The 13,651-nt window shown below is 41.7% G+C and carries 15 protein-coding genes; 11 read left to right on the top strand and 4 right to left on the bottom strand.

Going from position 1 to position 13,651, the window contains the following annotated elements:
- Window positions 1–15 precede the first annotated feature (15 nt).
- The 6 genes from sufC (at window position 16) to ACOOEY_RS16990 (ending at window position 4,628) form a co-directional block, all read left to right on the top strand.
- The gene (gene sufC / locus ACOOEY_RS17015; protein ID WP_420385925.1) at window positions 16–774 is read left to right on the top strand and encodes a Fe-S cluster assembly ATPase SufC; all 759 of its coding nucleotides are present in this window, start codon (window positions 16–18) and stop codon (window positions 772–774) included.
- A 1-nt stretch (window position 775) separates the two neighbouring features.
- Complete coding sequence (sufD, locus tag ACOOEY_RS17010; RefSeq protein WP_420385924.1) at window positions 776–2,086, top strand: Fe-S cluster assembly protein SufD; 1,311 nt, start codon at window positions 776–778, stop codon at window positions 2,084–2,086.
- 1 nt (window position 2,087) lies between these two features.
- Window positions 2,088–3,335 (top strand): aminotransferase class V-fold PLP-dependent enzyme, encoded by a 1,248-nt coding sequence (locus tag ACOOEY_RS17005; protein WP_420385923.1) that lies wholly within the window; start codon window positions 2,088–2,090, stop codon window positions 3,333–3,335.
- On the top strand, window positions 3,332–3,769 hold the full coding sequence (locus ACOOEY_RS17000) for a SufE family protein (RefSeq protein ID WP_420385922.1): 438 nt from the start codon (window positions 3,332–3,334) through the stop codon (window positions 3,767–3,769). The genes ACOOEY_RS17005 and ACOOEY_RS17000 overlap by 4 nt, the downstream gene beginning before the upstream one ends.
- 24 nt (window positions 3,770–3,793) lie before the next feature.
- On the top strand, window positions 3,794–4,114 hold the full coding sequence (locus ACOOEY_RS16995) for an SUF system Fe-S cluster assembly protein (protein ID WP_420385921.1): 321 nt from the start codon (window positions 3,794–3,796) through the stop codon (window positions 4,112–4,114).
- A gap of 97 nt (window positions 4,115–4,211) precedes the next feature.
- The gene (locus tag ACOOEY_RS16990) at window positions 4,212–4,628 is read left to right on the top strand and encodes a BrxA/BrxB family bacilliredoxin (protein ID WP_420385920.1); all 417 of its coding nucleotides are present in this window, start codon (window positions 4,212–4,214) and stop codon (window positions 4,626–4,628) included.
- 312 nt (window positions 4,629–4,940) lie between these two features.
- On the opposite strand, the gene ACOOEY_RS16985 is transcribed toward ACOOEY_RS16990, so the two are convergent.
- From ACOOEY_RS16985 to ACOOEY_RS16975, 3 genes are all read right to left on the bottom strand, one after another.
- A complete protein-coding gene (locus tag ACOOEY_RS16985; protein ID WP_420385919.1) occupies window positions 4,941–5,336 on the bottom strand; it encodes a hypothetical protein in 396 nt (131 codons plus the stop codon).
- A 297-nt stretch (window positions 5,337–5,633) separates the two neighbouring features.
- Window positions 5,634–6,203, bottom strand: a complete 570-nt coding sequence (locus ACOOEY_RS16980; RefSeq protein ID WP_420385918.1) for a hypothetical protein — start codon at window positions 6,201–6,203, stop codon at window positions 5,634–5,636.
- Between the two features lie 200 nt (window positions 6,204–6,403).
- Window positions 6,404–7,861 (bottom strand): phytoene desaturase family protein, encoded by a 1,458-nt coding sequence (locus ACOOEY_RS16975; RefSeq protein ID WP_420385917.1) that lies wholly within the window; start codon window positions 7,859–7,861, stop codon window positions 6,404–6,406.
- Window positions 7,862–7,990: 129 nt separating this feature from the next.
- On the opposite strand from ACOOEY_RS16975, the gene ACOOEY_RS16970 reads away from it, so the two are divergent.
- The 5 genes from ACOOEY_RS16970 to ACOOEY_RS16950 all read left to right on the top strand — a co-directional run bounded on the left by ACOOEY_RS16970 (window position 7,991) and on the right by ACOOEY_RS16950 (window position 12,988).
- Entirely contained in the window at window positions 7,991–8,398 is a 408-nt protein-coding gene (locus tag ACOOEY_RS16970; RefSeq protein WP_420385916.1) for a 6-pyruvoyl trahydropterin synthase family protein, read from the top strand.
- Window positions 8,361–9,053: a GTP cyclohydrolase I FolE gene (folE, locus tag ACOOEY_RS16965; protein WP_420385915.1), complete on the top strand. Its 693-nt coding sequence runs from the start codon at window positions 8,361–8,363 to the stop codon at window positions 9,051–9,053. The genes ACOOEY_RS16970 and folE overlap by 38 nt, the downstream gene beginning before the upstream one ends.
- Window positions 9,054–9,055: 2 nt before the next feature.
- Entirely contained in the window at window positions 9,056–9,751 is a 696-nt protein-coding gene (locus ACOOEY_RS16960) for an SDR family NAD(P)-dependent oxidoreductase (RefSeq protein ID WP_420385914.1), read from the top strand.
- Window positions 9,752–9,820: 69 nt separating this feature from the next.
- Entirely contained in the window at window positions 9,821–10,591 is a 771-nt protein-coding gene (locus tag ACOOEY_RS16955; protein WP_420385913.1) for a DUF1223 domain-containing protein, read from the top strand.
- Window positions 10,592–10,744: 153 nt separating this feature from the next.
- On the top strand, window positions 10,745–12,988 hold the full coding sequence (locus tag ACOOEY_RS16950) for a sodium-translocating pyrophosphatase (protein ID WP_420385912.1): 2,244 nt from the start codon (window positions 10,745–10,747) through the stop codon (window positions 12,986–12,988).
- Between the two features lie 62 nt (window positions 12,989–13,050).
- Here the strand turns inward: ACOOEY_RS16950 and ACOOEY_RS16945 are convergent, their stop codons facing one another.
- On the bottom strand, window positions 13,051–13,635 hold the full coding sequence (locus tag ACOOEY_RS16945) for a DUF4251 domain-containing protein (RefSeq protein WP_420385911.1): 585 nt from the start codon (window positions 13,633–13,635) through the stop codon (window positions 13,051–13,053).
- Between the last annotated feature and the right edge of the window lie 16 nt (window positions 13,636–13,651).

Here is a 13,651-nt window from a genome sequence, read left to right as displayed (position 1 = left end):
GAGAATAAGACAGTAATGTTATCAATAAAGAATTTACAAGCGAGAATTGAGGATAAGGAAATCCTTAGAGGAATTAACCTTGAGGTGAAAGCAGGTGAAGTACATGCCATCATGGGCCCTAATGGTTCAGGTAAAAGTACTTTGGCCTCCGTGTTAGCAGGAAGAGAAGACTATGAGGTGACCGGAGGAGAAGTAACCTTTGATGGAAAAGACCTCTTAGAACTTGATGCTGACGAAAGAGCAAGAGAAGGCGTTTTTCTCGCATTCCAATACCCGGTAGAAATCCCTGGGGTTAGTACTACTAACTTCATGAAAACCGCCATCAATCAGGTGAGAGAACACAAAGGTGAAAAGCCATTGGATGCCGTTTCTTTCTTAAAACTGATGAAAGAAAAGATGAAACTGGTAGATATTGACCAGTCTCTATTGAGCAGATCGCTTAATGAAGGCTTCTCAGGTGGTGAAAAGAAAAGAAATGAGATTTTTCAGATGGCAATGCTCGAGCCAAAACTCTCTATCCTAGATGAAACAGATTCGGGCCTCGACATTGATGCATTAAGAATTGTCTCTAATGGAGTGAATGCCTTAAAATCTAAAGATAACGCTACCATAGTAGTTACTCACTATCAAAGACTTCTGGAGTATATCGTTCCAGATTATGTACATGTACTCTACAAAGGCCGTATCGTAAAATCAGGAACCAAGGAATTAGCCCTGGAACTTGAAGAAAAAGGATACGACTGGATTAAGGAAGAAGCAGAAGCAGCGGTTTAATATGAAGAAATTCGCAGGACAATCGATCATCGATCAACTCTCTGAAAGGTTCGAAGCTTCTAAGCAGCAACTTACAAGCAATGCAGCTATTGCAGATGTAAGGCAGAAAGCCCTGAATCACCTGAGAGAGAATGGTCTTCCTCACCCTAAAGCCGAAGAATATAAGTTCACCAACCTGACCAAGGCTCTGGAAAAACATATAAACTTTGCTTTAGAAGCTGAAGGCAATATGCCAACACAAGAGCAAGTAGCTCAGTTAAGAATCAGTGGTTTGGATGCCTATTTTCTGACCTTCATCAATGGGAAATTCGTTGCCGAATTCTCAGATGAGATCAAAGAAGACGGTGTTTCATTCTCTACACTTTCTGAGGCAATTGAGCAGGGCAATGACCTGGCCGAAAAACATTTTGATAAGCTTTCTAAGAGTACAGAAGATGCTTTCGTAGCCATGAACTCAGTCCTTGCCAGTGAAGGAGCTGTGATAGAAGTAAAGGCCAACGCAGTTATTCAAAAGCCGATATACATTCAGTGTATCAATACCAGGTCGAGTGATGTGCATACAAAAAACCTGATAGATATCGGGCAAAATGCACAAGTCACTATTCTAGAAAAAGTAGATACACTTCAGGCCGAGCCTGGTTTTAGTAATGTGGTGAATGAGATCAGTGTGGCTGCCGGAGCCAATGCCAAGTATTATAAAATTGAAAACGATACACCTACCTCCTACCACATCTCTAATGTGCATGTGACTCAGGGTAAGGACAGCAAGTTCACAGCTAATACAGTTGCATTAGATGGAGCAATGGTTAGAAACAACCTCGATATCAAACTGGAAGCCGAAGGATGTGAAGCCTACATGAACGGACTCTATCTGCTTAATGGAAAAACCCATGTGGATAATCACACTACAGTAGACCATACCAAGCCCAATGCCTATTCCAATGAATTGTATAAAGGCATTATGGATGATCAATCAAGAGGCGTATTCAATGGAAAAATATTTGTGAGACAGGATGCACAAAAAACCAATGCGTTCCAGTCGAACAAGAATATTCTATTAACTGACAATGCCACCGTTAACACCAAACCTCAGCTCGAAATATGGGCCGATGACGTGAAGTGTTCTCACGGTTGTACTACCGGGCAATTAGACAAAGATGCTTTATTCTACCTAATGGCTCGCGGAATTAAAAAAGACAGCGCTATGGCCATGCTCTTGCATGCCTTCGCCAGCGATGTCATAGAAAACCTCGAACTGGAGCCTGTTCAGGCCTATGTTGAGGCCATCATCACCGCCAGATTAGAAAAGTAATATGTCAGATACTTCAGTAGTATCAAACTCAATAGATATTGAAGCAATCAGAGCGCAGTTTCCTATACTTCATCAACAGGTGAATGGGAAGCCTCTGGTTTACTTCGATAATGCAGCTACCAATCAAAAACCCCTCAGTGTAATCAATGCATTGAAGCATCACTATGAAGCTGACAATGCCAACATCCACAGAGGTATTCATACTTTGGCCGAAAGGTCAACCACTGCATTTGAAGATACCCGTAAAGCCGTTCAGGCTTTTATTAATGCCAATGAAGCAGAGGAAATTATCTTCACCAAAGGCACTACAGAGTCGATCAACCTGGTGGCTTCTTCATGGGGTAGAAAATTCCTTAATGAAGGAGACGAAATCATTGTATCGGGACTGGAACACCATTCTAACATAGTTCCCTGGCAGTTGATCGCAGAAGAAAAAGGCGCGAAGGTGAAAGCCATTCCTGTACTGGAAAATGGCGATCTTGATATCCCAGCCTTTAGCAACCTGCTCTCTGATCAAACTAAAATGGTAGCCGTTAATCATGCATCTAATTCACTGGGAACTATCAATCCGGTAAGGGAGATCATTGAAATGGCGCATGCCGCAGGTGCTAAAGTGCTAATTGACGGAGCGCAGGCATCGTCACATCTGATTATTGATGTTCAGGCACTCAATGCAGATTTTTATGCCTTATCTGCCCATAAAATGTATGGCCCGACCGGAGTCGGAATACTATATGGGAAAAGAGATCTTCTTGAAAAAATGCCCCCCTATCAGGGAGGTGGTGAAATGATTAAGGAAGTATCTTTTGATGGCACCAGTTTCAATGATATACCTTACAAGTTTGAAGCAGGTACTCCAAACATTGCAGATGTTGTAGCTTTTAAGGCTGCCATCGACTTTATCAATGAACTGGGTAAAGAAAATATTGCAGCCCATGAAGCAGAGCTTCTCTCCTATGCTACCAAAGCACTCAAGGAAATAGAGGGACTCAAAATAGTGGGCGAAGCACAAGAGAAAGTAAGTGTGGTTTCATTTACGGTTGAAGACATTCATCACTTCGATTTAGGTATGTGGATGGATGCTAAAGGAGTAGCTGTGAGAACAGGACACCATTGCACGCAACCATTAATGGACAGATTCTGCATAGAAGGAACAATAAGAGCCTCGTTCTCTGTTTACAACACCAAAGCTGAAATAGATACATTTATTGCAGCATTAAAGGATGTTATAAAGAAGTTCAAACCATGAGCCAGACCATTCAGGAAGTTCAGGACGAGATAATCGAAGAGTTCTCTATGTTAGATGGAGACATGGAAATGACTATTGGCTATGTTATGGAGCTGGGAGATCAGCTTGATCCATTGGACGAGTCCAGGAAGACAGAAGACAACATAGTCAAAGGGTGCCAATCGAAAGTTTGGCTGGATGCAGAACTCAAGGGAGATAAGATTCAATTTAAAGCTGACAGTAACACAGCCATAACTAAAGGCCTTGTCAGTATCTTGGTCCGTATATTTTCAGGCAGAAGCCCTCAGGAAATTATAGATTCAGATCTCTACTTTATCGATAAAGTAGGACTCAACAGGTTTATTGGCACCCAAAGGTCTAATGGCCTTGGCGCTATGATCAAGCAGATGAAAATCTACGGACTTGCCTTCTCAGCAAAGGCAGAGAATAATTAAAATTGGCAATTAAGAATTAACAAGATGTCAGAAACCGTAAAAGAAGGATTAAGAGATGAGGTTGTTGCAGCAATAAAGACTGTCTACGATCCTGAAATTCCTGTAGATGTTTATGAGTTGGGTTTGATCTATGAGATCAATGTGTACCCTGTTAACAATGTCTATATACTGATGACTTTAACCTCTCCTTCTTGCCCTGCTGCCGAAGTATTACCCGATGAGGTAAAGGAAAAGGTAAAAGGAATCGAAGGAGTTAATGAGGTGGAGCTGGAATTGACTTTCGACCCACCTTTCTCTATGGAAATGATGTCTGAAGAAGCCAAACTGGAATTAGGCTTCATGTAAGATTCATTCCTGGTTAAACTTTTAAGTAGGCCTGGTGAAGACTTGATACTTTAACTGAATCAAAAACATTAGAACTTAAAACATAAACTTAGAAAATATGTATCCAGAGCATTTACTTGTTCCATTCAGACAGGAACTCACTGATGCAGGTTTCACAGAACTGAAAACAGCAGAAGCTGTAGATGAACACCTGAAAGATCATAAAGGTACGTCACTGATAGTAATCAACTCAGTATGTGGTTGTGCAGCTGGCACGGCAAGACCTGGAGTTAAGATGGCCCTGAAACTGGCTGATAAGGGTCCTGATAACCTTATGACTGTTTTTGCAGGAGGAGATATTGAAGCCACTGCTAAAGTAAGAGAGTATCATATGCCATACCCTCCTTCTTCTCCTTCTGTTGCCCTCTTCAAGAATGGGGAGCTTGTACACTTTGTAGAAAGACATCACATTGAAGGTAGATCTGCCGAGGTTATCGGTAACCACCTGGCAGATGTCTTTGAAGAGCACTGCTAAAAAAATTTAGAATTTGTACATACTATTTTTTGTCGTTCACAACCAAAGTTCAGAAACAGACAGTTAAAACGACTCCATAATAAGTTCAGGCAAATTCGATCATATTGTGAGCTTCAGAAAAGTTATTTATCATTGAATAACCTAAACATCTGAAGTGCTCAAAACGCTCAGAACAAAAGCGAAATCTGTTTAGGTTTCGCTTTTTTTACTTTCAACCAAACACGAAAGCACCTGCCGGCAAGTGGGTGCTTTTTCTATAATAAAAAAGGGCAGCCATTAGCTACCCCTTTTTCCTCCATTTTTGACCTATAATCAAATGTCTAGTCTGTAATATTTTGTGTTACCATACTCAGTGAGATAATCACTTGCATTCAGAAGTTTTCTCAAATGCTTGTTCTTGTACTGGCGAAGTTTGGTAATTGGAGCTTCCAACAGCAGCACATCATTGGCATCATAAATTTTAATGATAGACAATGGTTCTACTTCTTCCATCAAGCCTTCTTCATTGAAGACTAACTCAGGACAATAAGCTTCCACACTAAGTTCTTCTTTAATTAAGCCCACCAGTTCGTGCGCTTCTTCCTTTGTTAATTTCGCCTCATCTATATCATTGGCGAAAACCGTTGTTCCAATTGCGACCATTATTCCGAGCGCCAGAATGAGACGTCTTCTGATGGTATTCCAGTTGTTTAATACTATTGAGTTCATGACCTTTTGTTGTTTATATTTTGAGTAATACTGCCTTTGCAGTCTTTTTTTGAATGCCGACCAAAGCATTCGTGCCATACAATAGCCAATTGGTATGCCATAAATATTAAACAACTGAATATCTGTTAGTTATGTATTTCATTAACAGCCATTAACATTATAGATTGTACAAAAACGTACACAAGTGTCCCATGATCAACACAGTGCAACTTTTTAGTCCCTGAAAACGTCAGCCACAAAAAAACCCCGACTCTTTCGAGCCGGGGCCATTTCTCCAATTAAGTAAGATTGCACTTATTACTTAATAATGATTGTATGATAAAAGCTTCTGCCGTCTGCAGTAAACTGAATATTATATTTACCCTCGGATAGTTTAGACACATCGTATCTCTTCAACCCTTGCTCATCTTTTGAGATGTTCTCTTCGAAAACTGTGTCACTGAACTGATCTGTGATTTTCATCTCAGCACATTTGTGACCCTCACCGAAGTACACTTTCAATTGATCTCCAGCCAATTTTACTACAGGCTTGGCATAAACTTGCTGATCATTCTTTTTCAGAACAGCAGCCTCCTCAGATACATTGATCTGCATTACTTCAAGGCTCTCTTCATTTTCAATTTCCAGCGTTAACTCACCCTTTTCTAATTGATTCAAATTGAAGAGTCTTGCATAACTATTGCCACGAACTTCGTCCTGATACAGTAGCTTACCTTCCTCATTCCAGATGCTGATATCGGTACCAGATTTGATGTGCTTCATTTCGAGCACTACTGTTTTTGAGTTTTCGGTTTTCAACGAAATTTCCCTTTCATTACCGTTAGCCTGAGCTGTCATTCCGCAAACCATCAAAAGGATGGCTGCCATTAATTTTGAGATTTGAGTTTTCATCTTGTTGCTTTTTTTGAGTTTTGATTTTTCTTCATAAGTCCTCGCTGGTTTTGACCTCTCAGCGATTTCTTATTCAAATGAACGAGGAAGTTCAGGCGGGTTTGTCATGGAGGGGTAAACGAATGTCACGAATTGTCACAATTCGATTTTTTGATGTCAGAATTGAGTCTGAAAGCTCAAATTCGCCAGTCTTTACACAACTTTTCTACTGCGATCAACCCTGAAAGGGTAACTCCTGGTATTCCCTGACCAGGATATACCGTGTCCCCCACCTGATAGGCTTTATGTCCATCCAACCGAGCATCGAGCATTTGCCAGGGCTTGATTTTCCTGAATTGCGGGTAACCTCCTACAAAGCCCCATTTCCTTGCAGTCCACTTCATCCATGATTTGGGAGAGGAGGAATGAATAAACCTGATATGATCTTCCCGCACAAAATCCCTTCTGACTAATTCATCGATAATTGCCTTCTCCATCAAACCGCTGTCGACTATGTTAGAGCCAGGATCAGGCAGGTGTGTACTGATTGACATGACCGCATGTCCGGGCTCATCGGTTCTTGATAGATCTTCTGGATGGTTCAGGCTGATAAATATGGATGCAGAATTGGTTTCCGGTAATGGAGTTTCAAGATGTATCTGATGATGTATGGATTCGAACTTCCTGTGCCGCTCAAAACCAACCCCCATCTGAAAAGCACTATTGAGCTTTTCTGAATTGAGCAGTTTTGACTTGAGCTTTTGGACTCTGGGGTGATCAAATAGCTCCAGGGTATTATTAATAGGTATACCTGAGACCAGGAACTCGGCCTGATATTCTCGTTTGGACGTTCTTACCCGATATGCACCTTTATCTTGATTTATACTTTCTACCTTCTCCCTGTATATAACTTCACCACCATTTGCTTCTATATAATCCGTAAAAGCCTTAGCCAGGTTCAGCAACCCACCATCTATATAGTAATTGGGAAGGTTAGTATAGCAAAGCGCAGCTGCACCAAAAAGAAAGTTGACTTCGCTCCTATGATTCTGTGCGGTTATCAGCAATTGTTCATCAACAAACTCAGTGAAAGTTTCATCTTCATTCAATCCATACTTCCTGAGCACATCTTCAACTGTAAGAAAAGCATTTGGAAAATTCTTAAGCTGATCAAACGACAAACTTCCTACAGTTGTTAAAAGATCTTTCAATTGAGTTGGGGGGAATGACAGTTGCTTCAGAGAGTTCTTCCAAACAAAATCACTCACCTCAAAACATTTCTGCCAAAACGCTCTTTGCCCCTTTTTTCCGAAGCCTCTTTCTGCTTCAGCAATCCACTCCTCTCTATTTTCAAATCGGCTTAATGTCAACCCATTTTTCAGATGAACCTGCATGGGTAAGTCCAGCTTGCGTGCAGCTAAACTTATACCTGTCTGGTCAAGTATAGATTGTAAAGGCATACCTTCACCAAGTCCCACCAATGTGGTAGCTCCTGCCTCAAAGACATAACCTTTCCTCCAATAAGAAGACGTACAGCCTCCCGGCTGCCAGTTTTGTTCGACAACCCGAACTTTCAATCCTTTATTTGAAAGTAAGACAGCCGAGCTTAGTGCGCCCAACCCGGAACCGATTACCAGGACATCGGATGTATTCAATTTACTCCCCTTTAAACTTTTGTTGAATTTATTTTCACCAATGCCTGAACAAAATTGAACAACCTAATGTTGGGTAAACTGAAAGAAAAAGTAGTAAGCAAACTTCTTACTCAGACTTAAAAATCATTAATGAAAGTAGCGGTTTATAGAAAAGAGCACTTCAATGCTGCTCATAGGTTGCATAATCCCGGATGGTCTAAAGAAAAGAATCAGGAGATTTTCGGTAAGTGCAACAATGAATATTACCATGGACATAATTATGAGCTGGTGGTTAAACTAACTGGAGAACCAGATCCTGAAACCGGCTACGTCTATGACATGAAATTGCTCAGTGACATTATTAAGGAACATGTTACCAGCAAATTCGACCATAGGAACCTCAACCTTGATGTTGAGGAATTTAAAAACCTAAACCCTACTGCAGAAAATATTGCGGTGGTGATTTACAACATTTTAAGAGACAAGATCGACTCCAATCTCGATCTGAAAGTGACATTATATGAGACAGAACGAAACTTTGTTGAATACCCGGCCTAATGGTATAACCATTGAAGAAATTGGCGATGAGCACATCGGTACTTCATATGATACACCGTTGAAAGAAGACGCTTTCGCTATGGATGATGAGTTGAAAATGGAACTCATTGAAGACAAGTTCAGGGAGATTATGGAAATCATGGGCCTTGACCTTAATGACGATAGCCTGTCCGGCACTCCCCGTAGAGTGGCTAAAATGTATATCAAGGAAATCTTCAGTGGTCTGAATCCAGCCAATAAGCCCAAAATCGCTCTCTTCGATAACAAGTACAAGTACAATGAAATGCTGGTAGAGAAGGACATTACCTTTTACTCTAACTGCGAGCACCATTTTGTACCGATTATCGGGAAAGCGCACGTTGCATACATATCTAATGGCCAGGTGATTGGTTTGAGTAAAATCAACCGAATTGTAGAATACTATGCCAAAAGGCCTCAGGTTCAGGAAAGACTCACCGTTCAAATCGCTAATGAGATGAAGGAGATACTCGGCACCGAAGATGTGGCTGTTGTCATTGATGCAGAACATCTATGTGTGTCCTCCAGGGGGGTCAAAGATGTGAACAGCAGCACCGTTACTGCTCAATTTCATGGAAAGTTTAAAGAAGAAGCTACCCGAAGAGAGTTTCTGGGTTATATCAATACTAAAAAATAGACATGAGTAAAACAGTTCTTGTAGTAGGTGCCAGTTCAGGCATCGGTAAAAAATTAGCAGAACAGCTGGTACAATCAGGGCATCAGGTAATTTCAGCTTCAAGAACCAATCCACAGATAGCTGGAATAACTCATCATCAGCTTGATGTGACTGAAGAAAACCCTGACTTCTCCTTCATTCCGGAACAGTTAGATGGTTTGGTCTATTGTCCCGGTACCATTAACCTAAAACCATTCAATAGACTGAGCGCTGATGATTTTAAATATGACTGGGAAGTCAATGTACTTGGAGCAATCAAAGTACTTCAGGCCTCATTCAAAAGCCTGAAAAAATCCGAAGATGGCTCCGTGGTACTATTCAGCACCGTAGCCTCTAAATTGGGAATGAACTTCCATTCTTCTATTGCTTCAGCTAAAGCAGCGGTAGAAGGACTGGGCAAATCTCTTGCAGCAGAATGGAGTATGCACGGCATCAGGGTAAATATCTTAGCTCCTTCATTGACTGACACACCATTGGCTGAAAAGCTTTTGGGCACTGATGACAGAAAAGATGCTTCCAACAAGAGACACCCCATCGGCAGATATGGAAAACCAGAAGACCTGGCCCAGATGGCAGCTTTTTTACTCGACACCAAAAGCAGTTGGGTTACGGGACAAGTGATTGGAGTTGATGGCGGAGTAGGCGGCTTGAAGCCCTAGATATTCTGAAATTGTCATACCAAAGACGCGGTAAGACATCATGCCTCTCACCCTTTCGTTGGTATAGGCATGAAGTACTTAGTCATTCTTATTGTATCTCTGGGTTCAGTATTAACACTCAATCTTTATACTGAGGCTGTAACAACTCGCAGTACTATCCAAAGTGAGTCAGTTGCCGTTATCGAGCTTTTCACGTCCCAGGGTTGCTCAAGTTGTCCCCCGGCTGATGAGGTACTCAGTGAAATTATTGATGAAGCCCAAAGCAATGGGCAGCCTATCTATGGACTTTCGTTTCATGTCGATTACTGGAATCGCTTAGGGTGGAAAGACCCCTATAGTGCCAAAGCCTACAGTGAAAGACAATATACCTATGCCGACAAGCAAGGAGCGGCTGGTGTATACACCCCACAAATGATTGTTAATGGTCGGACAGAATTCGTTGGCTCAAGAAAGTCGCAGGCTGAATCTGTTATTAGAAAAGCATTGAAACAAAATTCCAAGGCAAGTCTTGAAATTACGAAAGCCACTGTCGAGAATGAAGAGATAAGCTTCACCTATAACTCTAGTCTTAGTGGCAAGAATTTCCTGATCAATTTTGCACTGGTAGAAAGAGACTTATCAGATCAGGTCACTCGTGGAGAAAACAGAGGACGATTGTTAAAGCATGACAACGTGGTCAGAACTTTCAGGACTGAGTCTGCCCAGTCTGCTGCAAGTATCAGACTATCACTCTCTTCATTAAAATCACAGTCAAACAGTAGCCTTATCATATACATACAGGAGAAGGAATCCTTTGAAATATTAGGAGCCACTGCGCTCGGCCTGACCAATATCAGATAAAGCAAGGTGCTCCAGAGCCAATATCAGAACCTAAATACCTTTATTTCAGACAATTAAACCGACCATCAACAGCCTGTATATAAATACAGGTTGTTTTTCATTTTCTAGGTTCATCTTTTATCTTTGCACGTCTTAAAAACTAAGGACCTAATTATGTCTTATCTAATTTATGCAGTACCCGTCTTGGGTTTGATCGGATTGTTAGTAATGATCGTCAAAGCGAAATGGGTTAACAATCAAGATGCCGGTGATCAGAAAATGCAAGATCTTGCTCAACACATCAGAGAAGGAGCTCTTGCTTTTTTAAGTGCTGAATACAGAGTATTGGCCATTTTCGTAGTTATCGCTGGTGTTCTACTGGGTATCATCTCACAAGTAGTTGACACTACACACTGGTTAATCGTTGTTGCTTTCGTTATTGGAGCATTCTTCTCAGGATGGGCTGGTAACATTGGTATGCGTATCGCTACCGCTGCCAACGTAAGAACCACTCAGGCTGCAAGAACCAGTCTGGCTAAAGCATTAAAAGTTTCATTCACCGGAGGTACCGTAATGGGCCTTGGTGTTGCAGGTTTGGCCGTTTTCGGGCTGAGCGTATTGTTCATCCTGCTTTTCCAATTCTTTATGGGTGGCGAGTGGACAAGCACTCAAGACATGACTGTAGTACTGGAAGCCCTTGCTGGTTTCTCATTAGGTGCTGAGTCAATTGCCCTTTTTGCAAGAGTTGGTGGTGGTATTTACACCAAAGCAGCCGATGTAGGCGCTGACCTTGTAGGTAAGGTAGAAGCTGGTATTCCAGAAGATGATCCGAGAAACCCTGCTACTATCGCTGATAACGTAGGTGATAACGTAGGTGACGTGGCCGGTATGGGCGCTGACCTTTTCGGTTCATATGTGGCTACTGTATTGGCTTCAATGGTACTGGGTAACTATGTAATCAGAGACATGGGTGGAGACATCACTGAATATGGTTTCAATGGAATTGGTCCTATCCTACTACCATTGGTGATTGCCGGTCTGGGAATTGTGTTCTCAATCCTGGGTACTATGGTCATCAAGATTTCAAATGAAAATGCAAAAGAAGCTGAAGTTCAAGCAGCTTTAAATAAAGGAAACTGGGGTTCAATTCTTCTGACAGCCATTGCTTGTTGGTTCATCATTGACATGCTTCTTCCAGGCACCATGCAAATGTCTCTATTTGGAGAAGGCTTGGTAGAAATCACTTCTGTCAGAGTATTTGGTGCTGTGGTTGTTGGTTTGGTTGTAGGAGGTCTTATCTCTTACATGACTGAATTCTACACCGGACTTGGTAAGAAGCCTGTGATGTCAATCATTCAAAACTCTTCTACCGGTGCTGCCACCAACATTATCGCTGGTCTGGCAACAGGTATGAAATCTACTTTCGGTCCAATTATCCTTTTCGCTGGTGCTATTTGGGGTGCTTACGAACTGGCAGGATTCTACGGAGTAGGTATTGCAGCCTCGGCTATGATGGCTACAACTGCTATGCAGTTGGCAATTGATGCTTTCGGTCCTATCGCTGATAACGCTGGAGGTATTGCTGAAATGAGTGAACTTCCTGAAGAAGTAAGAACTAAAACCGATATCCTGGATTCAGTGGGTAACACTACAGCTGCTATTGGTAAAGGATTTGCCATTGCATCTGCTGCCCTGACTGCTCTTGCCCTTTTTGCTGCCTATGTAACCTTCACAGGCATCGATGGAATTAACATCTTTAAAGCCGATGTATTGGCCGCTCTTTTCATAGGTGGTATGGTACCGGTCATCTTCTCGGCACTAGCCATGCAGTCAGTAGGTAAGGCAGCCATGGAAATGGTGAAAGAGGTAAGAAGACAGTTCAAGGAAATTCCTGGAATTATGGAAGGAACCGGAAAACCTGAATATGGTAAGTGTGTAGAAATTTCTACTAAAGCAGCCATCAGAGAAATGATGTTGCCTGGAGCTATTACTATCCTCTTCCCTATCATCATCGGTTTTGCGATGGGTCCTGAAGCATTAGGATCTTACATGGCAGGTGTAGCCGTATCAGGTGTACTTTGGGCAATCTTCCAGAACAACGCTGGTGGTGCCTGGGATAATGCTAAAAAATCTTTCGAAGCTGGCGTGGAGATCGATGGAGAAATGACTTACAAAGGTTCTGATGCACACAAAGCAGCAGTAACCGGAGATACCGTTGGTGATCCATTTAAAGATACTTCCGGTCCATCTATGAACATCCTTATTAAACTTACTTGTTTGGTTGGATTGGTGATTGCTCCAATCTTGGGTGAGATGTACGGAACAGGCGGTCATGGTGAAGACAGACATGTAGAAACTACTCCTGCTCAGGAAATACAAGTAGATGAGGTGGAAGACACCATTACTGAAACAGAATAAGAAATAAGCTAATTCATAAAAAAGGCCTGAAGAAAACTTCAGGCCTTTTTTGTTATCCCCTTTTACCAGAATAATATTCTATCACTTCGATTTGGTGATACAAATACCAACGATTCTGAAGCCCGCTCAAATGAGCCTATCAAAGTAGCCCTTCTGGGGCCATCTGTAAACTGAGCTTTCACATTCTCACCATTCACATCCAATCTTACAGAAGCTGCATGGATTGTACCGGGAGAGTTAAAAATCACATTAACTGAAAAACCCTTCCCATCTTCATTTTCAATAAACTTCAGGTCTTGAATTTTTCCCTGATAGGTAATCCCTCCTACTCCGTTATGACCTACAGCCAAAATATCACCAAACTGAACGGCTATCTCATCTCCTTCAATTTGCACAAAGTTAATCAGGTTATCGACTGGAAGAGTTTGCCCTCTTCTGCTCTTAACTGTATTTGCTCTGAGGGTAAAGTCATGTTCCTCAATAGCTTGCTTAATACTGTCCTGAGAGATCTGAAGTTGCCTTTTTCTCAGCTCCTTGCGTTCCTTTCTCAGTTCCTTTTTGCTCTTCTCAGCCGATGCTTGTTGTGCATTTACAGCACCTCCCACTAGCACCATTACGATCAAAATACTCGCTAATCTTCTCATCATTTCCTCCTTTTTTAAC

Origin of the sequence: Roseivirga sp. (assembly GCF_965216855.1) — a bacterium.
In the GTDB taxonomy this organism is placed as follows: Bacteria; Bacteroidota; Bacteroidia; order Cytophagales; family Cyclobacteriaceae; genus Roseivirga.
This window is presented reverse-complemented; position numbering and strand designations above follow the sequence as displayed.

Coding starts and splice junctions, on each gene's coding strand:
- sufC (WP_420385925.1), top strand. CDS start 16: ATGTTATCAATAAAGAATTTACAAGCGAGAATTGAGGATAAGGAAATC.
- sufD (WP_420385924.1), top strand. CDS start 776: ATGAAGAAATTCGCAGGACAATCGATCATCGATCAACTCTCTGAAAGG.
- ACOOEY_RS17005 (WP_420385923.1), top strand. CDS start 2,088: ATGTCAGATACTTCAGTAGTATCAAACTCAATAGATATTGAAGCAATC.
- ACOOEY_RS17000 (WP_420385922.1), top strand. CDS start 3,332: ATGAGCCAGACCATTCAGGAAGTTCAGGACGAGATAATCGAAGAGTTC.
- ACOOEY_RS16995 (WP_420385921.1), top strand. CDS start 3,794: ATGTCAGAAACCGTAAAAGAAGGATTAAGAGATGAGGTTGTTGCAGCA.
- ACOOEY_RS16990 (WP_420385920.1), top strand. CDS start 4,212: ATGTATCCAGAGCATTTACTTGTTCCATTCAGACAGGAACTCACTGAT.
- ACOOEY_RS16985 (WP_420385919.1), bottom strand. CDS start 5,336: ATGAACTCAATAGTATTAAACAACTGGAATACCATCAGAAGACGTCTC.
- ACOOEY_RS16980 (WP_420385918.1), bottom strand. CDS start 6,203: ATGGCAGCCATCCTTTTGATGGTTTGCGGAATGACAGCTCAGGCTAAC.
- ACOOEY_RS16970 (WP_420385916.1), top strand. CDS start 7,991: ATGAAAGTAGCGGTTTATAGAAAAGAGCACTTCAATGCTGCTCATAGG.
- folE (WP_420385915.1), top strand. CDS start 8,361: ATGAGACAGAACGAAACTTTGTTGAATACCCGGCCTAATGGTATAACC.
- ACOOEY_RS16960 (WP_420385914.1), top strand. CDS start 9,056: ATGAGTAAAACAGTTCTTGTAGTAGGTGCCAGTTCAGGCATCGGTAAA.
- ACOOEY_RS16955 (WP_420385913.1), top strand. CDS start 9,821: ATGAAGTACTTAGTCATTCTTATTGTATCTCTGGGTTCAGTATTAACA.
- ACOOEY_RS16950 (WP_420385912.1), top strand. CDS start 10,745: ATGTCTTATCTAATTTATGCAGTACCCGTCTTGGGTTTGATCGGATTG.
- ACOOEY_RS16945 (WP_420385911.1), bottom strand. CDS start 13,635: ATGATGAGAAGATTAGCGAGTATTTTGATCGTAATGGTGCTAGTGGGA.